The sequence below is a fragment of the Streptomyces sp. Ag109_O5-1 genome (assembly GCF_003814875.1).
GTDB lineage: Bacteria > Actinomycetota > Actinomycetes > Streptomycetales > Streptomycetaceae > Streptomyces > Streptomyces sasae.
This window is the reverse complement of record NZ_RKQF01000001.1, coordinates 626505-645582: the sequence shown is the minus strand read 5'-3', so window position 1 is coordinate 645582 and position 19078 is coordinate 626505. Positions and strand designations below refer to the sequence as shown.

Annotated in this window: 14 protein-coding genes; 10 read left to right on the top strand and 4 right to left on the bottom strand. The window is 71.7% G+C overall.

The genetic code is table 11. The features are described from left to right. Nucleotides 1-542 precede the first annotated feature (542 nt). The gene (locus EDD90_RS02895) at nt 543-2153 is read right to left on the bottom strand and encodes an acyl-CoA synthetase (protein WP_123971588.1); all 1611 of its coding nucleotides are present in this window, start codon (nt 2151-2153) and stop codon (nt 543-545) included. Nucleotides 2154-2340: 187 nt separating this feature from the next. On the opposite strand from EDD90_RS02895, the gene EDD90_RS02890 reads away from it, so the two are divergent. The 8 genes from EDD90_RS02890 to EDD90_RS02855 all read left to right on the top strand — a co-directional run bounded on the left by EDD90_RS02890 (nt 2341) and on the right by EDD90_RS02855 (nt 11518). Further along, nucleotides 2341-3141: a crotonase/enoyl-CoA hydratase family protein gene (locus tag EDD90_RS02890; RefSeq protein WP_123971587.1), complete on the top strand. Its 801-nt coding sequence runs from the start codon at nt 2341-2343 to the stop codon at nt 3139-3141. Between the two features lie 133 nt (nt 3142-3274). After that, complete coding sequence (locus EDD90_RS02885; protein WP_123971586.1) at nt 3275-4216, top strand: Zn-ribbon domain-containing OB-fold protein; 942 nt, start codon at nt 3275-3277, stop codon at nt 4214-4216. Further along, entirely contained in the window at nt 4216-5262 is a 1047-nt protein-coding gene (locus EDD90_RS02880) for a thiolase domain-containing protein (RefSeq protein ID WP_185148886.1), read from the top strand. The genes EDD90_RS02885 and EDD90_RS02880 overlap by 1 nt, the downstream gene beginning before the upstream one ends. Beyond that, on the top strand, nt 5259-6425 hold the full coding sequence (locus tag EDD90_RS02875) for a thiolase domain-containing protein (RefSeq protein WP_123971584.1): 1167 nt from the start codon (nt 5259-5261) through the stop codon (nt 6423-6425). The genes EDD90_RS02880 and EDD90_RS02875 overlap by 4 nt, the downstream gene beginning before the upstream one ends. An 82-nt stretch (nt 6426-6507) precedes the next feature. Continuing rightward, the gene (locus EDD90_RS02870) at nt 6508-6750 is read left to right on the top strand and encodes a DUF397 domain-containing protein (RefSeq protein ID WP_123971583.1); all 243 of its coding nucleotides are present in this window, start codon (nt 6508-6510) and stop codon (nt 6748-6750) included. A 148-nt stretch (nt 6751-6898) separates the two neighbouring features. After that, nucleotides 6899-7801 (top strand): universal stress protein, encoded by a 903-nt coding sequence (locus EDD90_RS02865; RefSeq protein ID WP_123971582.1) that lies wholly within the window; start codon nt 6899-6901, stop codon nt 7799-7801. A gap of 131 nt (nt 7802-7932) precedes the next feature. Beyond that, entirely contained in the window at nt 7933-10596 is a 2664-nt protein-coding gene (locus EDD90_RS02860; RefSeq protein ID WP_123971581.1) for an AAA family ATPase, read from the top strand. Between the two features lie 424 nt (nt 10597-11020). After that, nucleotides 11021-11518 (top strand): hypothetical protein, encoded by a 498-nt coding sequence (locus tag EDD90_RS02855; RefSeq protein ID WP_093507815.1) that lies wholly within the window; start codon nt 11021-11023, stop codon nt 11516-11518. A 6-nt stretch (nt 11519-11524) separates the two neighbouring features. Here EDD90_RS02855 and EDD90_RS02850 read toward each other — a convergent pair whose 3' ends face one another. Then, complete coding sequence (locus EDD90_RS02850; protein ID WP_123971580.1) at nt 11525-13519, bottom strand: N-acetylmuramoyl-L-alanine amidase; 1995 nt, start codon at nt 13517-13519, stop codon at nt 11525-11527. A 225-nt stretch (nt 13520-13744) separates the two neighbouring features. Then, the gene (locus EDD90_RS02845; protein ID WP_123971579.1) at nt 13745-14884 is read right to left on the bottom strand and encodes an aminoglycoside phosphotransferase family protein; all 1140 of its coding nucleotides are present in this window, start codon (nt 14882-14884) and stop codon (nt 13745-13747) included. A gap of 267 nt (nt 14885-15151) precedes the next feature. On the opposite strand from EDD90_RS02845, the gene EDD90_RS02840 reads away from it, so the two are divergent. After that, complete coding sequence (locus EDD90_RS02840; protein WP_123971578.1) at nt 15152-16648, top strand: hypothetical protein; 1497 nt, start codon at nt 15152-15154, stop codon at nt 16646-16648. A gap of 80 nt (nt 16649-16728) precedes the next feature. Here the strand turns inward: EDD90_RS02840 and EDD90_RS02835 are convergent, their stop codons facing one another. Then, nucleotides 16729-18216 carry a PP2C family protein-serine/threonine phosphatase gene (locus EDD90_RS02835; protein ID WP_123971577.1) on the bottom strand — a complete coding sequence of 496 codons (1488 nt, stop codon included), beginning with the start codon at nt 18214-18216 and terminating at the stop codon, nt 16729-16731. A 347-nt stretch (nt 18217-18563) separates the two neighbouring features. Here EDD90_RS02835 and EDD90_RS02830 point away from each other — a divergent pair, with 347 nt between their 5' ends. After that, complete coding sequence (locus EDD90_RS02830) at nt 18564-18977, top strand: SsgA family sporulation/cell division regulator (protein WP_123971576.1); 414 nt, start codon at nt 18564-18566, stop codon at nt 18975-18977. Nucleotides 18978-19078: the final 101 nt, after the last annotated feature.

Below are 19078 nucleotides of genomic sequence, written 5' to 3'. Positions count from 1 at the left end.
GGGGCGGGCCCCTGCTGACGCGGGAGCCGGGGCTGTGTGTGGGGCGGCGGCCTCTGGGGTGCCTTCGTTGTCGGCGGCAGCGCTGTGCGGGGCGGTGGACTCCTCGGCCGCCGGGCCGCGTTCTTCGTCGCCGGTCGCCTCGTCCGCCGGCTCCTCCGCGCCGGAGTTCGTGCCCGAGCCGGCCTCTTCGGCCGCCTCGGGACCTCTCCCCGGCTCGTTCGTCCCGGCCTCGTCGACCGTCGGGCGTGCCTCCGCCTCGGTGTTCGACCCGGCGCCGGGTTCCGCTGTTGCGGCCGATGCTCCCTCCGTCCGGTCCGCGGCCGGCGCGTCCGCGTCCGTGTCCAGCAGTTGGCGAGGGGGCGGGAGGTGCGACACCCGTACGTCCTTCCATGCGAAGCCCGGTGATGGCACGGCAGACCGGACCCGCAGGCCAGGACCGCCAACCTCGCGTACGGCCCCGCGTAACCCCGCGTTCAACAGCCCAGGTCAACCGCGCGCAAAGAGTACGCCCGGCCGGTCCCGTGCTGCTCGCGCGGCCGCCCCTACCGGTCAGCGGCCACCGCCACCGCCCGCGCCCACCGGTAGTCCGCCTTCCCGCTCGGCGACCGCTGGACGGCCTCGGTGATCACCAGTTGACGGGGGACCTTGTACCCGGCCAGCCGGGTACGGCAGTGCGTCTGGACGTCGGAGAGGGAGAGCGGTGCCGCGCCCTCGCGCAACTGCACCACGGCCGCCACATGGTTGCCCCACTTGGCGTCCGGCACCCCGGCCACCAGTGCGTCGTAGACGTCCGGGTGCGACTTCAGCGCCTGCTCGACCTCCTCCGGATACACCTTCTCGCCCCCGGTGTTGATGCACTGCGAGCCCCGCCCGAGCACGGTCACCACGCCGTCCTCGTCGACGGTCGCCATGTCGCCGAGAAGGACCCAGCGGCGGCCGTCCTTCTCGAAGAAGGTCTCGGCGGTTTTCCCCGGGTCGTTGTAGTAGCCGAGCGGTACGTGTCCGCTCTGCGCGACCCGGCCGATCTCGCCCGTCGTCACCGGTTCATGGCTGGCCGGATCGACCACCTGGGTGCGGGAGTTGACCCGGACCCGGAACCCGCTGCCGGCCCCGGAGTCGTCGGTCGCGGTGCCGTTGAAGCCGGACTCGGAGGACCCGAAGTTGTTCAGCAGCATGGCGTTCGGGACGAGTTCGCTGAACTCGCGGCGGACGGTCTCGGAGAGGATCGCGCCCGAGGAGGAGACACTGAACATGGCGGAGCAGTCGGTGCCCTTCAGCGGCCCCCTCAGGGCGTCGATCAACGGACGCAGCATCGCGTCGCCGACCAGCGACATGCTGGTGACCCTCTCCTTCTCGACGGTCCGCAGCACTTCCTCGGGCACGAACTTGCGGTGGATCACCACCCGTTGCCCGAAGTTGAAGCCGATGAAGGAGGTGAGCGTCGACGTGCCGTGCATCAGCGGGGGAGTGGGGAAGAAGGTGATCCCGGTCCCGCCCGCCGCCACCCGCTCGGCCAGCTCCTCCGGCCGTTTCACCGGCTCACCGGTCGGTGCGCCGCCGCCCAGCCCGGCGAAGAACAGGTCCTCCTGACGCCACATCACACCCTTGGGCATTCCCGTGGTGCCGCCGGTGTAGATGATGAACTGGTCGTCGCCCGAGCGCGCCGGGAACCCGCGCCCGGGCGACCCGGCGGCCTCGGCCTCCGCGAAGGGCAGGGCCTTGAGTCCCGAAGCCGGCTCACCCACCCGCACCAGGTGCCGCAACTTCGGCGCCCTGGGCAGCGCCGCCGCCACCCGGTCGTCGAACTCCGCGTCGAAGACCAGCGCGACCAGGTCCGCGTCCCGGTAGAGGTACACCAACTCCTCTTCGACATAGCGGTAGTTGACGTTAACCGGCACGACCCGCGCCTTCAGGCAACCGAACACGGTCTGGAGGTACTCGACCCCGTTGTAGAGGTGCAGCCCGAGATGCTCGCCGGGGCGGATCCCGCTGTCGATCAGGTGATGGCCGATGCGGTTGGCGGCGGCGTCCAGCTCCGCGTAGGTCAGCCGGCGCTCCGCACCCGTGCCGGGGTGGTCGATGTACACGAGCGCCTCGCGGTCCGAGGCCACGTCGACGACCGACTCGAACAGATCGGCAAGGTTGTACTCCACCGCTCCTCCTGACCCCGGCAACCATGACGAAGAAAGGCGCAACTGTCGGTTCGCCGGTCATCAGAGCAAAGGGCGCGGCAAGTGGGAAGGGTTCGCGCGAAGAAATCTGACTGTCTGTCAGAAAACCCTTGAAGTGCCTCCCGCCCTACTGCAACCTGTTCTCGTTCTTTCAGAGGGGAGACGGTCCATGGGTGGGACGGAACACCTCACCGTGCGGCGCGAGGGCGCCACACTGGTGCTCACGCTCAACAGGCCCGAGGCCAAGAACGCGCTCTCGATCTCCATGCTCGTCGGTCTGTACGACGGCTGGATCGAGGCCGACGAGGACGACGGCATCCGCTCGATCGTGCTCACCGGGGCCGGGGGTGCCTTCTGCGCCGGGATGGACCTCAAGGCGCTGGCCGGGAAGGGCATGGAGGGGGAGCACCTGCGCGACCGGCTGAAGGCCGACCCGGATCTGCACTGGAAGGCGATGCTCCGCCACCATCGCCCGCGCAAACCGGTGATCGCCGCCGTCGAGGGGTACTGCGTCGCGGGCGGCACCGAGATCCTCCAGGGCACCGACATCCGGGTCGCGGGCGAGTCCGCGACGTTCGGCCTGTTCGAGGTCCGGCGGGGGCTGTTCCCGATCGGCGGCTCCACGGTCCGACTGCAACGCCAGATCCCGCGCACCCATGCGCTGGAGATGCTGCTGACCGGACGGCCGTACAGCGCGCGCGAGGCCGCCGACATCGGGCTGGTCGGGCATGTCGTCCCCGACGGTGGTGCGCTCGACAAGGCGCTGGAGATCGCCGAGCAGATCAACGCGTGCGGGCCGCTGGCGGTCGAGGCGGTCAAGGCGTCGGTGTACGAGACGGCGGAGATGACGGAGGCCGACGGGCTCGCTGCTGAGCTGAAGCGGGGGTGGCCGATCTTCGACACGGCGGACGCGAGGGAAGGAGCCCGTGCCTTCGCGGAGAAACGACCTGCTGTGTACGAGCGCGAGTGATGACCGGGGTGCGTCGGAGGCTGCGGGCCGCATGTGGCTGGTCGCGCCCACGCGGCGGAGCCGCATATGTCACAGCCCCGCGCCCCTGAAGGCGGGGCGCCACCCTCACCGACCTTAAGGAGGCCAGCCCGCTATGCCCGAAGTCCTCAAAGCCCCTCTTGTCGTCGAGTTCCCCTTCACCCGTTCCCTCGGCCCCGTCCAGAGCGCCTTTCTCACCGGGCTGCGCGAACGCGTCGTCCTCGGGGTGAAGACCGGCGACGGCCGTACCCTCGTCCCGCCCGTCGAGTACGACCCGGTCACCGCCGACGAGATCCGCGACCTCGTCGAGGTCGCCCCCACCGGCACGGTCACCACCTGGGCCTGGAACCACGAACCCCGCCGCGGCCAGCCCCTCGACACCCCGTTCGCCTGGGTCCTGGTCCGCCTCGACGGTGCCGACACCGCCCTGCTGCATGCCCTCGACGCACCCGCACCCGATGCCGTGCACACCGGCATGCGGGTCCGCATCCGCTGGGCCGAGGAGCGCACCGGCGCCATCACCGACATCGCCTGCTTCGAGCCCTACGAGGGTGAGGCGGTCGAACCCGGCGGGCACGACGGCGCGTTCGAGGACGCCGTCCACGGCATCGTCGCCCACGCCCGTCTCGACTACACCTACTCGCCCGGCCGCGCCCAGACCGCGTACATCAACGCCCTTTCGTCCCAGCGGACGTTCGGCGAGCGCTGCCCCTCCTGCCGGAAGGTGTACGTCCCGCCGAGGGGTGCGTGCCCCACATGCGGGGTGGCCACATCCGAACAGGTCGAGGTGGGACCCGCGGGCACGGTCACCACCTTCTGCATCGTCAACATCAAGGCGAAGAACCTCGACATCGAGGTGCCGTACGTCTACGCCCACATCGCCCTCGACGGCGCAGGCCTCGCCCTGCACGGCCGGATCGGCGGCATCCCCTACGACCAGGTGCGGATGGGGCTGCGGGTGGAGCCGGTGTGGACCGAGGGGGCCCGCTACCCCGACCACTACCGGCCCACCGGCGAACCCGATGCGGACTACGACATGTACAAGGAGCTGCTGTGATGCGTGACATAGCACTGGTCGCCTTCGCGCAGACCGACCACCGGCGCACCAGCGAGGAGCTCTCCGAGGTGGAGATGCTCATGCCGGTGCTGCACGACGTGCTCGGACAGACCGGCCTGAAGACCGCCGACATCGGCTTCACCTGCTCCGGCTCCAGCGACTACCTGGCCGGCCGCGCCTTCTCCTTCACCCTCGCCCTCGACGGCGTCGGCGCCTGGCCGCCGATCTCCGAGTCGCATGTCGAGATGGACGGCGCCTGGGCGCTGTACGAGGCCTGGACCAAGCTGCTCACCGGGGACGCCGACACCGCGCTCGTCTACTCCTACGGCAAGTCCTCACCCGGCTCGGTGCGGGACGTGCTGACGCGGCAGCTCGACCCCTACTACGTGGCCCCTCTCTGGCCGGACTCCGTCGCCCTCGCCGCGCTCCAGGCGCAGGCCCTCGTCGACGCGGGCGAGACCGACGAACCCGCGCTGGCCGCCGTCGGCGCCCGCAGCAGAGCGGACGCCGGCTCCAACCCCCATGCCCAGCTCAGGGGTTCGGTGGCGCAGGGGGACTACGTCGTACGTCCGCTCCGTACCGGTGACTGCCCGCCCATCGGGGACGGCGCCGCCGCCGTGATCCTCGCGGCGGGGGAGCGGGCCAGGGAACTGTGCGGCCGCCCGGCCTGGATCCGGGGCATCGACCACCGCATCGAGGCGCACAGCCTGGGCGTCCGGGACCTCACCGACTCGCCGTCGACCCGGCTCGCCGCCGAGAAGGCCGGTGCCTTCGATCGGCCCGTCGACACCGCCGAGTTGCACGCGCCGTTCAGCTCCCAGGAGGTCGTGCTGCGCAAGGCGCTCCGGCTCGGCGACGAGGTCCGCGTGAACCCGTCCGGCGGGGCCCTCGCCGCCAACCCGATCATGGCCGCCGGACTCATCCGCATCGGCGAGGCCGCCGCCCGTATCCACCGGGGCGAGTCCGACCGAGCCCTCGCCCACGCCACCTCCGGGCCCTGTCTGCAGCAGAACCTGGTCGCCGTACTCGAAGGGGATCCGCGATGAGCAAGGAGCCCGTGGCCGTCGTAGGGATCGGCCAGACCAAACACGTGGCGGCCCGGCGGGACGTGTCCATCGCGGGGCTCGTCCGCGAGGCCGCGCGACGCGCCCTCGACGACGCAGAGTTGGGCTGGGCCGACATCGACGCCGTCGTCATCGGCAAGGCGCCCGACTTCTTCGAGGGCGTGATGATGCCCGAGCTGTACCTGGCGGATGCGCTGGGGGCGGTGGGCAAACCCATGTTGCGGGTCCACACGGCGGGCTCGGTGGGCGGGTCGACCGCACTGGTCGCCGCCAACCTCGTCGCCTCCCGGGTCCACTCCACCGTGCTGACCCTCGCCTTCGAAAAGCAGTCCGAGTCCAACGCCATGTGGGGGCTGTCCCTGCCCATCCCCTTCCAGCAGCCGCTGCTGGCGGGCGCGGGCGGCTTCTTCGCGCCCCACGTGCGGGCCTACATGCGGCGCAGCGGCGCCCCCGACACGGTCGGCTCGCTCGTCGCCTACAAGGACCGGCGCAACGCGCTGAAGAACCCGTACGCCCACCTCCACGAGCACGGCATCACCCTGGAGAAGGTCCAGGCGTCCCCCATGCTGTGGGACCCCATCCGCTACTCGGAGACCTGCCCCTCCTCCGACGGCGCCTGCGCCATGGTCCTCACCGACCGGGCGGGAGCCGCGCGCTCCCCGAGGCCACCGGCCTGGATGCTGGGCGGTGCCATGCGCAGCGAGCCCACCCTGTTCGCCGGCAAGGACGCCGTGTCACCGCAGGCCGGCAAGGACTGCGCGGCGGACGTCTACCGGCAGGCCGCAATAGCCGACCCGCGCCGCGACATCGACGCCGTCGAGATGTATGTGCCGTTCTCCTGGTACGAGCCCATGTGGCTGGAGAACCTCGGCTTCGCCGAGGAGGGCGAGGGCTGGAAACTCACCGAATCGGGTGTCACCGAACTGGACGGGGACCTCCCCGTCAACATGTCGGGCGGAGTGCTCTCCACCAATCCGATCGGCGCCTCCGGGATGATCCGCTTCGCCGAGGCGGCCCTCCAGGTGCGCGGCCAAGCCGGAGAACACCAGGTGGACAGGGCCAGGAAGGTCCTCGGACACGCCTACGGCGGCGGTTCCCAGTTCTTCTCGATGTGGCTCGTCGGCGCCGCGGCCCCGGACTCCTGAAAGGACCGCTTCACGTGGCCTGTCGAGTGCCGGAACCGATCGCTAGGCTGGCCGCGGACGACGAGTCGGGAGGAGCACGGACGTGGCCGAGAGCACCATCCAGCAGCAGCCGGTACTGGGCTGGGACAAGCCGGAGCTGGACCTCAGCGGGGCCGAGTGGCAGTCCAGCAGCCGTGGCCTGGGGGATGTCCAGATCGCCTTTGTCGAGGGATTCATCGCGATGCGCAACAGCGGCCGCGCGGAGAGCCCTTCCCTGATCTTCACCCCCGCCGAATGGGGTGCCTTCGTGTCGGGGGCCCGGGAGGGCGAGTTCGATCTGACCTGAGTGTTTCCCCGGTTCCGCGGCAGAGTGGTGAACCGGGGGGTGTTCCACAAGGATTTCCGGACACGTGACCAGCAGCGCCCTTCCGGGGCCGCCGCCTGAGACAGGCTGGCCCCGGACAGGGAAGGTCGTATTCCGGAGGTGAGCAACGATGAGCACTGCGCCGGTCATCGCCGCGGTGGACGGTTCGGACGACAGCCTGCGCGCCCTGGACTGGGCCGCCGACGCGGCCCGGCGCAGGGCCGCGCCGCTGCGCGTGGTGCATGTACGCCAGTACGCCGCCTGGGGACAGCCGGACGTCCTGGTCGCCAGTGAAGACACCCCCGCGGGCGACCCCGTGCTCGACGAGGTCCGCGACCGGCTGCACGCCGGCGCCGGCGGACTGACCGTCGAGTACGTCGCCCTGGAGGGCGCTCCGGCCGCGCTCCTGCCCGAACTGGGCTCCGACGCCCAGCTGCTGGTGCTCGGCTCCAGGGGCCGCGGCGGCTTCGCCAGCCTCCTGCTCGGGTCCAACGGGATGACCGCCGCCCGCGACGCCCGCTGCCCGGTGGTCGTCGTACCCCGGCCCGGCCGCCAGGTCGACGACGGGTTTCCCGCCGGGCCCGGGCCGCGGGTCGTCGTCGGGCTGGACGTGGACAGCCCCGACGAGGCGACCCTCACCTTCGCCTTCGCGCAGGCCGCGTCGCGCGGTGCCCGGCTCCAGGCGATCGCGGCCTACCCCTGGCCGCTGCAGTCCTGGGTCGCGGCCGGGGAGACGGTCCCGCCGGTCATCGACCAGGACGAGGTCGAGCAGGAGACCCGCACCCTCGCCGAGGGCTTCCTGGCCCCGCATCTGAAGGATCACCCGAACGTGCGAGCCGACGCCCTCGCGCTGCCCGGCGACGCGGCCGGTCTGCTGGTCGCCGCCTCCAAAGGCGCCGAGCTGGTCGTCGTCGGCCGACACCGCCGGAGCCTGCTCGCCCCCGCCCGCATGCTGGGCTCCGTCACCCACGCCGTACTGCTGCACGCGGCCGCCCCGATCGCGGTGGTCCCGCCGACACCGTCCGAGGAGTGATGTCAAGGCCCTTGGGCCAGTAACCGACAGTAGGGAGCGGATCACCCGCGTGGGGCGTACGCTGAGCTGCCTGCAAGCCACGGTGCGCGCCCGCCCCCCGCGCTCGCGCATCACCGTGGCAGGGGGTGGTCATGGGACAGCGGGTCCTGCGGAACCGACGGACACTGTACGAACGCGAGAGTGAACTCACCGCCGTCGACGAGGCGTTGGAGGAACTCACCGGCCTGAGCGCGGACGGGACGGCACCGGCCGACCGGCCGCTGGGCGCGCTGCTCGCCTTCGCCGGCCGCGCCGGAATCGGCAAGACCACCCTGCTCGCCGAGGTCCGACGCCGGGCCGCCGCCCTGGGCTGCACGGTGCTCTCCGCACGCGGCGGCGACCAGGAACAGCGCGTCGCCTTCCACGTTGCCCGCCAGCTCCTGCAACCCCGCCTCGCCGGCGCACCCGAGGCCGAACTCCGCGCCTCACTGGGCAGTTGGTACGACATCGTCGGCCCCGCCCTCGGCCTGTGCGCCCCCACCGAGGGCGCCCCGCCCGACCAGCAGGGCCTGCGCGACGGCCTCGACTGGGTACTCACCCACCTCGCCGTGCGCCGCGCCCCGATGGTCCTCGCCCTCGACGACGCCCACTGGGCCGACCCCGAATCCCTCGGCTGGCTCGCCGCGTTCGCACCCCGCGCCGAGCAACTCCCGCTGCTCATCGTCGTCGCGTACCGTCCCGACGAACTCCCGGACCACGCCGAGTCGTTGCGCGGACTGCCCGGCCGGGCCGGCGGCCGCCCGCACGACCTCGAACCGCTCAGCGCCGACGCCGTCGCCGGCCTGGTACGCGAGAGCCTCGGCGAACACGCCGACGACGCCTTCTGCCACGAGTCCTGGGCCGTCACCTCCGGCAACCCCTTCGAGATCGTCGAACTGACCGCCAAGGTCCACGACCGGGGCCTGGACCCCACCGAGGCCGGCGCACCCCTGCTGCGCGACCTCGCCGCCGCCGTCAAGGGCAGCGGACTGATCGCCCGGCTCGAACGCCTCGGCCCCTCCGCCGTACGGTTCGCCTGGGCCTGCGCCGTCCTCGGCACCGAGATCCATCCCGCGCTCGCCGCCGCCGTCGCCGGTCTCGGCCACGAGGAGGCCGCCGACGCCGCTGACGCCCTGCGCGGCGCCCGCATCCTCACCGGGGCCGAGACCCTGGAGTTCGTCCACCCCCTGATCGCCACCGCCGTCTACCGGGCCATCCCGCCCGCCACCCGCGTCGCCCTGCACGGCCAGGCCGCCTGGTGCGTGATCGACGACGGGCAGGGCGCCACGGCCGCCGCCCGCCACCTCCTGGAGACCCACCCCGAGGGCGACGCCTGGGTCGTACAGCAGCTGCGCGCCGCGGCCGGCGAGACCCTCCGGGCCGGCGCCCCCGACACCGCCCGCAGCTACCTCGCCCGCGCCCTGCGCGAACCCCCGCCCGCCAGGGAACGCGCCGCCGTCCTCCACGAACTCGGCAGCGCCTCCCTGCTCACCGAACCCGCCACCACCGTCAACCATCTCCGCGCGGCCCTCCAGGAGCCCATCGCCGAGCCCGCCCTGCGCCACCACATCGTCTACCGGCTCTCCCAGGTCCTGGCCCACAGCGACCGCCTCGCCGAGGCTTCCGAGACCCTCGCCCACGAGATCCGGGTGACCGGCGACGCCCGGGTCCGGCTGCGGATGCTCTCGGAGCAGTTCATGTGGGACGCGTTCCGCGCCGACGAACCCGACCACCCCTCCCGCTCCCGCCGGCTGGCCAGGCTCGCCGACCGCCTGCACGGCCGCGACCTCACCGAGCGGTACATCATCGGCCTGCGCACCTGGGACGCGATCCAGCGCGGCGAACCCGCCGACGTCGCCCTCCACCACGCCGAACGCGCCCTCGCCGGCGGGCTCGGCTGGGCCGAGGCCGACCGCGGCTTCGAGGTGCCCGTCCTGGTCTCCCTTGCGTTCATGTACGCCGACCGGCCCGACCGCACCGAGGAACTCTTCGCCGCCGGGATCGCCGACTACGAACGCCAGGGCTGGCGCGGTGGGCACCTCTCCTTCGCCTACACGCTCCTCGGCTACGTCCGCTACCGGCGCGGCCGGCTCGCCGAGGCGGAGGACCTGGTCCGCTCCGGACTGCGCCTTGCCGAACGCGTCGGACCCGGCACCCCCGCCCACTGGTACGCCCTCGGCACCCTCATCCAGACCCTCATCGCCCGCGGCCGCACCGAGGAGGCCACCAGGCTGGCCGAGGACCACTCCTTCCGGGAGCCCTTCCCGGCGGCAGTCGTCTTCCCGGACGCCCAGACGGTCTACGGTGAACTGCTCCTCTCCCGTGGGCTCACCAAGGCCGCGGCGGCCGAGCTCTCCGCGGCCGGCCGCCGCCTCGAACCACGCGGCATCCGCAACCCCGCGTGGTGCCCCTGGCAGCTCCACCTGGCCCGGGCCGAAGCCCACGACGCACCGGAACGCGCCCTGACGACGGCCCTGGAAGCGGTGACCCGCGCCCGCCAGTTCGGAGCCCCGTCGACCATCGGCCAGGCGCTGCGCGCGGCGGCCGAGGTCTCGACGGGTTCGGCACGCGTGTCGTACCTGGAGGAGGCCGTGGCCCACCTGGACCGTTCCCCCGCGGCCTACGAACTGGCATGCGCGCTGGTGGCCCTGGGCACGGAACTCCACGACACCGCCCACCTCCGCAGGGGCCTCGAAACGGCCGAGAAGTGCGCGGCGGACGGCCTGGCGGCCCAGGCTCGCGCCGAACTGGCGGAGATGGAAAGGGCGTCGTTGTAGCGGGCGCCGGCACCGACACCCCAGAGGCGCGGAGAACCGCGCGACCAGCCCCCACGGCCCGCACCTCTCGAACAACCGTCACCCACCACGGCGACATCCGCCCGGCACGGCACCGCCGAACTCCACCGTCGTGGCCGAGCACCGTTGCGGCGGAGGAAAAGGGGACGGCGGTGGGGAAGGGAGCGCCGGTGGAGAAGGGGGGCGCTGGTGCGGAAGAGAGCGGCGGTGGAGAAGAGGGGGGCGTGGAGAAGAGGGGGCGTGGAGAAGAGAGCGGCGGTGGAGAAGAGGGGGGCGCCGGTAGAAAAGGGAGCGCTGGTGGAGAAGGGGGATGGCGGTGGAAGCGGGCGGGCCCACCCACACCCGGCGCTCACCCACACCGGCACTGATCCCCGCCCCACCACCCCGGCCCCGTACCATGGACCGCATGTCGTTCCTCCGTCGCCGCAGTGCCACTCCCGCCGGCCCCGAATTCGACGTACTGGCCATGGACCCGGGTGACTGGCCCGGCAACCTCGGCGCCGGGCTGTTGCCCGCCCCCGACGGCACCTGCCAGGGCGTTTTCCTGCGCTACGACCTCTTCGGCGGCCGCGGCCCCGCGATGATCATCGGTAATCTCCCCGAGGGCTCCCCGGCCCGCGAGGTGGAGGAGGGCGAGATCCCGTTCGAGGTCGGCCAGCTCCTCCTCGCGCTGGAGAACGACGAGGACGTCACCGTCGTGGGCACCGAGGACATGCCGGTCCTGCAGGGCGACAACCTGCTGATCGTGCGCCGGCTCAAGCTCTCCGAGAGCCGGATCTCCTGCGTCCAGTTCGACCGCAGCGACGGCGTCCTCGTGACCATCGCCGCCTGGGACCGCCCCATCACCGACGACCTGTACGCCCTGCTGAAGCCGCTCCCGGCGGAGCTTTTCCAGCAGGGCTGAGAAGGGCTACCTCCGGTGGTGCCGTCCGGCCTTCGAGGACGGCACCACATCCACGTCCGCCGCGCGGACGAACTCGACCCGGTGGCCGTACTGGATCTCGTAGTACATGTCCTTGCCGACCACGACCCGGTGCGAGCCGGTGTCGAAGGTGACCGCGTAGAAGTACTCGCCCGGCACCTCGTCACCGACCACGTACTGCTGGCCCGCGGGGATCGTGTACGGCAGCGGGGAGATCGACTGCGCCGGTACTCCGGAGGGGTAGGCGGCCGCCTCGGGATAGGCGCGGCCGTACACCAAAATGCCGGTCAGGCCCGCCTTGGGCGTGATCACCAGCCCGGCCGCGCTCACCGCCGTCGGTGCCGTCGCCGGGTTCTTGAACCAGGCCTTCTGCCCCAGGTACCAGATCGCCGTCCAGTCGCCCCAGGTGTCCGCCACCGCGTACTGCTGACCGGTGGAGGCCCGCGAGGAGAGATCGTTCACGTCGGTCGTCGGGGCCGTACCGAGGCCGATGTCCTTGATCAGGGCCGAGCTCTCGTCGTGGTCGGAGTACAGCCGTACCTCGTCGGAACCGTGCGCGGCACACGGCTGCCCCTTCGTGACACAGCCGGTGTACGCCGGCTGGTTCGTGGCGTAGTCCGGCAGGATCGTGACCAGGCCGCCCTTCTTGCCGGCCGTGCGCTTGAGGGGGTGGTCCAGCAGCTCGAAGTAGTGCCGCCAGTCCCAGTACGGGCCCGGATCGGTGTGCATCCCGGGGATCGTGGAGGTGGTCGGGCCGGGCACGGTGTCGTGGCCGAGGATGTGCTGCCGGTCCAGCGGGATGCCGTACTGCTCGGAGAGGTACTTCACCAGCCGGGCCGAGGACCGGTACATCGCCTCCGTGTACCAGGCGTCCGGCGAGGCGAGGAAGCCCTCGTGCTCGATGCCGATCGACTTGGAGTTGATGTACCAGTTGCCGGCATGCCAGGCCACGTCCTTCGCCTTGACATGCTGGGCGATCAGGCCGTCGGTCGAGCGGATGGTGTAGTTCCAGGACACATAGGTCGGGTCCTGGACCAGCTTGATCGTCGTGTCCCAGGAGCCCTCCGTGTCATGGATGACGATGTACTTGATGCTCTGGGAGGCCGGCCGGTCGCCGAGGTCGTGGTTGCCGTAGTCGTTGGTTCCGAACTGTGAGTACGGTGCCGGGATCCACTCGCACGACACCGTTGTCGGGCATTCGGTGTCGTTTGCCGCCACCGTGTGCAGCCCGGTGAGCTTCAGCTGCGCGGTGTCGGCCTTCAGGCCCGGCTGGGCGGCGAGCGCGACCAACTGTCCCTCGTCGGTGGTGCGCTCCTCGCCCGTGTGGAGGACGTCGAACACGTCGTTCGCGTACGCCGCCGCGGTCGCCGCGTCGTCGGCGCCGGAGAAGCGGGCGATCGCGCCGTACCAGTTGGCCGGATCGGCGCTGAGGGGCTCGCCCAGGCTCTTCTGCGCTGCCGCGAGCAGGGCGGCGCCGCCGGCGACGTTGGCCGTCGCGTCGGTGCGCAGCTCCGCGGCCGTGATGCCGGTCAGCTCGGCGGCCTTCGGAAGCGTCCTGAGACGGGCCGGGAGCGCGGACTCCGCCGGCACCTCGACACGGGGGTGCAGGGCGGGGCGGGCGCCGTCGCCGCGGGCGTCCTCGGTGCCGTCGGCGAAGTGCTCGGTCGCGGTGGCCAGCGCGGTGCGCGCGTCGGTCAGGTGCATCGGGCCGTAGCCGCCGGAGACGCTCGGCGCGCCGCCGTGCGTGTCCCAGCGGGACTGGAGATAGGAGACGGCCAGCAGAACGCTCTGCGGCACGTGGTACTCGGTGGCGGCGGACGCGAACGCGCGCTGGAGCAGCCCGGCGGCGGACTCGGTGGCGTTCGGGGGCGGAGCCGCGCCCAGCAACGGCAGCAACAGGGCCGCGGAGGCGACGGCACCGGCCGTCCTGCGCGTACGTCTGCCGCGGTGGGCGAATGCTGGCTCGGTGACGGGTCCTCGCAATGCGGCCTCCTGGGGCGTTTTGAGCGCGGCGGGGCGTGCGGGGCTGAGCGTGGCTCAGTGGTACCGGCTTGCCGACGATCCGTCAATCATGCCCAGAGGAGGGTGATTTCCTATGTCATACGATGATCGTGGGAGTTTCGCGCCGTAGGCGTCGGGCCCGCGTGGCCACACAAGAAATCCGCGGGGCGCTCATGCCCGGAGCGCACCGCGGATTCTCTGTCCCCGTCAGCGAGTGCCGACCGCCGCACGTACGGCCCGGCGGGCCAGCTGGCAGTCGTCGTGCAGCCGCCGGAGCAGCAGCCGCTGTTCCTCGCCGGTCGGCGCGGCGCCCGGGTGGGCCGTACCCGGTGCCGCCGGGGTCGCGTCGTGCATCGAACGCTGCACGGCGGTCTCGTACGTCCGGATCTCCCGGGTGAGGACCAGCATCAGGTTCACCAGGAAGGCGTCACGTGACGCGGGCCCCGCCGACTGCGCGATCTGGCTGATCTGACGGCGCGCCACCGGGGCGTCGCCGAGGACCGACCAGAGCGTCGCCAGGTCGTACCCCGGCAGATACCAGCCCGCGTGCTCCCAGTCCACCAGCACTGGACCGGCCGGTGACAACAGGATGTTCGAGAGCAGGGCGTCGCCGTGACAGAACTGGCCCATCCCCTGGCGTCCCGCCGCGACCGCGATGCCGTGCAGCAGCTTCTGCAGGTCACCCATGTCCCGGTCGGTGAGCAGACCCAGCTCGTGGTAGCGGGAGATCCGGGCCGCGTAGTCGACCGGGGCGTCGAAGGTGCCCGCCGGTGGCCGCCATGCGTTCAGCCGGCAGATCGCGCCCAGGGCGGCCCGGATGTCCGCCCGGGGCGGGGCCTCCACCGGATGGCGCTGCATCGCCGCCACCCGGCCGGGCATCCGCTCGATCACCAGTGTGCAGTTGTCCGGATCCGCCGCGATCAGCCTCGGCACCCGGATCGGCGGCCGGTGCCGGACGAACGAGCGGTATGCGGCTATTTCGTGGCGGGTCCGCTCCGCCCAGGCGGGGGAGTGGTCCAGTAGACACTTCGCCACGGCCGTGCTGCGCCCCGTCGTCCCGACGAGGATCACGGACCGCCCGGTGCGGCGCAGCACCTGCACCGGAGCGAACTCCGGGCAGATCCGGTGCACCGACGCGATGGCGGTGCGCAACTGCGCGCCCTGGGGGCCGGACAGGTCGAGTCTCCCGCTGAGGGGCTGGGTGCCGAGACCCGCGCCGCGCCGCTGCCGGCCCACGACCGGAACGGCGGCCCCCGTACGGGCGGGGTCGAGATAGGGTCCGCTGCCCGCCGGACGGGGGCGCAGCGGCCGGGGCGGGGCGGACACGGAGGACGATGCTGCGTACATGGGCGATACAGATCCCTTCGTGTACCTGCGGTGCCTGCCTGAGAAGTCCTGTGGAGAGGCTCTCGTGGCCAACCCGTCCCGGCCGCCCGGGCACACCCTGGGGAGTGTGCCCGTTCGGTGGCGACCGGGTCGGGGTGGCGCGTTCCTACCTGACACCCGTCGCCCAGTGGCACACCATCTGGCGCACCCTGGCGAACCGTGGCGAATAGTCGCCCGGCAACCGTCACGGGTCTACTGTCAACTCAGCCGAGAACCTGGGGGCTTGACGTGAGCGGACAACCCAACACCCGCCTCTCGGACCTGTTCGGCCTGGCCGGCTGGTCCAAAGGCGAACTCGCGAGGCTGGTCAACCGGCAGGCGGCGGCCATGGGCCACCCCCAGCTGTCGACCGACACCTCTCGGGTGCGGCGTTGGATCGACACGGGAGAGATCCCGCGCGATCCGGTGCCGCGGGTGCTGGCGGCCCTGTTCACCGAGCGTCTCGGCCGTGTCGTGACCATCGAGGACCTCGGTCTGGTACGGCACGGGCGTACGGGAAAACGGCCGGACGACGGGAACGTGGAACATCCCGACGGCATGCCGTGGGCGCCCGAACGAACCGCCGCGGTCCTCACCGAATTCACGGGAATGGACCTCATGCTCAACCGACGCGGCTTGGTGGGCGCGGGTGCCGCGCTCACCGCGGGATCCGTACTCAGCAGCGCCATGTACGACTGGCTGCACACCGACCCCACGCTCAAGGCCGACGCCCCCGTCCTCGACGACCCTCTGCACGCCGACCCCGCTGGGTTCGACCGCTATGAGGCCGCCCCCATCGGGTCCGAGGAGATCGAGGAACTGGAGCGCTCCGTCGAGGTGTTCCGCGCCTGGGACGCGGCCCGCGGCGGTGGGCTGCAGCGCAAGGCCGTGGTGGGACAGCTCAACGAAGTGGGCGGCATGCTCGCCTACCGCCACCCCGACCACCTCCAGCGGCGCCTGTGGGGCGTCGCCGCCAACCTCGCCGTCCTCGCGGGCTGGATGTCGCACGACGTCGGCCTGGAGCCCACGGCCCAGAAGTACTTCGTCATCGCCGCCCACGCGGCCCGTGAGGGCGGTGACCGGCCGCGTGCCGGGGAGGCGCTCTCACGGGCGGCTCGCCAGATGGTGCACCTCGGCCGGCCCGACGACGCGCTCGATCTGATGAAGCTCGCCAAGTCCGGTTCGGGCGACGAGGTGCTGCCGCGCACCAGGGCGATGCTGCACACCATCGAGGCCTGGGCACAGGCGTCGATGGGCAGGGGCCAGGCGATGCGCCGCACCCTCGGCCAGGCGGAGGACCTCTTCGTCTCCGACCGGGGCGACGTGCCGCCGCCGAGCTGGATGCAGATGTTCAAGGAAGAGGATCTGTACGGCATGCAGGCCCTGGCCTACCGCACCCTGGCCGAGCACGACCCGAGCGCGGCCACGCACGCCCAGCACTACGCGGAGAAGGCCCTGGCGCTGCGGGTCGACGGCCGGCAGCGGTCGAAGATCTTCGACTTCCTGTCCATGGCGTCCGCCTGCTTCATCGCGGACGACCCCGAACAGGCGGACCGATACGCTCGGTTGGCCCTGATGTCAATGGGGTCGAACTCGTCCCACCGCACCTGGGACCGGCTGCGCGAGATGTACCGGCTCACCGCCGAATACTCCAGCTATCCGAGGATCCAGGAACTGCGGGAGGAGATCCAGCTCGCCCTGCCCAAGCCCAAGAGCAGGGGCGGCAGCAACAGCGCACAGGCATAGGGGGCCCGTGCGCTCGACAAGCGCTGAACCGCCCGGCAAACGTTCCGGTCGTGCCGGCCGTCCGGCGATTCCGGCTGCCCTTATTCACTCACCTGGGCACTCACCCTGGCGATGAGCACGCAGGCCGCGTCCTCGCGCCCGTTCTCGCCGAACTCCTCGACCACCGCCCGTACGCAGTCCTGAGCGGTGCCTGCCGTCCCGAACCGCGGGGCCAGGCCGAGGAGGCAGTCCAGGGAGTCCGCTCCTTCCCCACTCTCGGTTTCGCCCGAGCGGGGGTACCCCCACCGCCCGGGCACCAGTCCGTCGGTGTGCAGCAGGAGCAGGTCGCCAGGTTCCAGGGTCACTTCGACCTGCCCGTAGCCGGCTCCCGAGGTGGCGCCGAGCAGTACACCGTCCGGCGCGCTCAGCACGCACCCCGTCCCGTCGCGGTACAGCAGCGGGGCGGGGTGTCCTGCCTGTGCCCAGGTCAGGGTGCGGGTGGCGGGCCGGTAGCGGCAGCAGACGGCGCTGCCCAGCGCGGGTTGCACGGTGGCGTCGAGTAACTGGTTGAGCAGGGACATGAGATGCCCCGGCTGGGCACCGGCCATCGCCATCCCGCGTACGGCGCCCAGCAGCATCGTCATGCCCGAGGTGACGCCGACACCGTGCCCGGTGAGATCGCCGACGCTCAGCAGCGTGTCACCGTCGGACAGCTCCAGCGCGTCGTACCAGCCGCCGCCGAGCAGGGTGTCGTTCCCGGACGGGAGATGGCGGGCGGCGAGCTCGAGCGTGCCCGGGCCCCGGTGCGGGAGCCGTAGCGCACCCCGCCCCGACGGGAGCACGGCCTCCTGCAGCTCGACGGCGAGCCGTTGCTCGGCCCGGGTCTGCCGGCGGTGGAGCTGCAGCGAGTCACGGCTCTCGCGCACCGTGCGCTGGCTGCGCCGCAGTTCGCTGACGTCCCGCAGCACGGCCCACATCGACGCGGTGCTGCCGTCGCCGCCGAGCACGGGCTCGCCCATCATGTGCACGGTCCGTACCCGCCCGTCGGGCCGTACGACGCGGAACTCGCCGTCGATCGGTCTGGCGTCGACCAGGCAGTCGGTGACCATCGCGGTCAGCCCGGGCCGGTCCTCGTCCAGTACCAGGGAAGGCAGTTCGTCGAGCGTGAGCGCGGGAGTGGCCGGGTCGCGGCCGAGGATCTGGTACAGCTCACCGGACCAACCCGCCTCGTCCGTCAGGAGGTTCCACTCCGCGCTGCCGACCCGGCTGAGCAGCGAGCCGTGCGGGACGCCGGCCGGCTCCGGGCGGAGCTCCGCCGGGGACCCACCGTCGTCGGCCGCGGCCGACAGCGGCGCCGGTCCGTCCCGAAGCTGGGCCAAGTGCTCGTCGAGGTCGTTGAGTTGATGCAGCGCCAGGTCGTACAGCGCCCGCTGCCACCGTTCCTGAGGGTCCGAACCGTCGCTCCGGGTGTCCCGTCGTACGGCGTCCACGTCGCCCTTGAGCCGTCGCGTCTGCGATATCAACGCCTCGACCGAGCCGCGTCCGGGCGGCTGGGCCGCGGGGCGGTCCGCGGAGACATGGGACGGCATGACGCACTCCGATGGGGACTGTACGGCCAAGGCGGACGGTGGGACCGGTTACGACTGTTGCACAGCCCGCGACGCCCTGTAAGGGATTTGGCAACACACGATACGGTGGTGCTTCTGGCATATGCCAGAGTCTTCACGGGCTGGTCGACCGCTATGAAAGACGTACGCGGCCGGGTGTGGCAAGTCGTAGGCGGACTACGCGACTTGGCTTACTTTTCGAGCTATTCGTGTCGCGCTCGGGCGACTGTTCGACGTGCTCGTGTTCGCAGTGTGGTGGTCTCGGCCAACCGTGGCAACTCTGTCCGGATTTCGCGTCATGCGAAGCGGCCGAACGGAGTCCTACAGGCATGGACATCACCTTCGAGCAACCCGCACGCGCGCGGCTGATCACCGCCGAGGACCAGGAGGTCCCGGTCCCCGCCACGCTCCGCTACACGTCCGGCGATCCGTTGGCCGTGTTCGTCGACTTCCCTGCCGAGGTCACCCTGGGCGGGGAGGAGGTCACCTGGACCTTCGCCCGCTCCCTGCTGGATCAGGGTATCGGTGCCCCGGCCGGGCGCGGGGACGTGCACATCTGGCCCTGCGGCCGGGGCCGTACGGCCGTTGAGTTCCACTCGCCGCACGGGCTGGCGCTGCTCCAGTTCGACACCCAGGCGCTGTTCCGCTTTCTGCAGCGCACCTACGAAGTCGTCTCCCCCGGGGAGGAGGACGTCGAGGCGGTCGTGGAGCGTGGCCTGAGCGCGCTGTTCGGGGGCGTGTGAGGCAGGCGGGGCGACCTGCCCGAACTTCGGCCTTTGTTCACTCCCGCCTCATCGCTTCGGCCCGGACTCCGATGACAGTCCTGGGCACCCTCTCGCGCGGT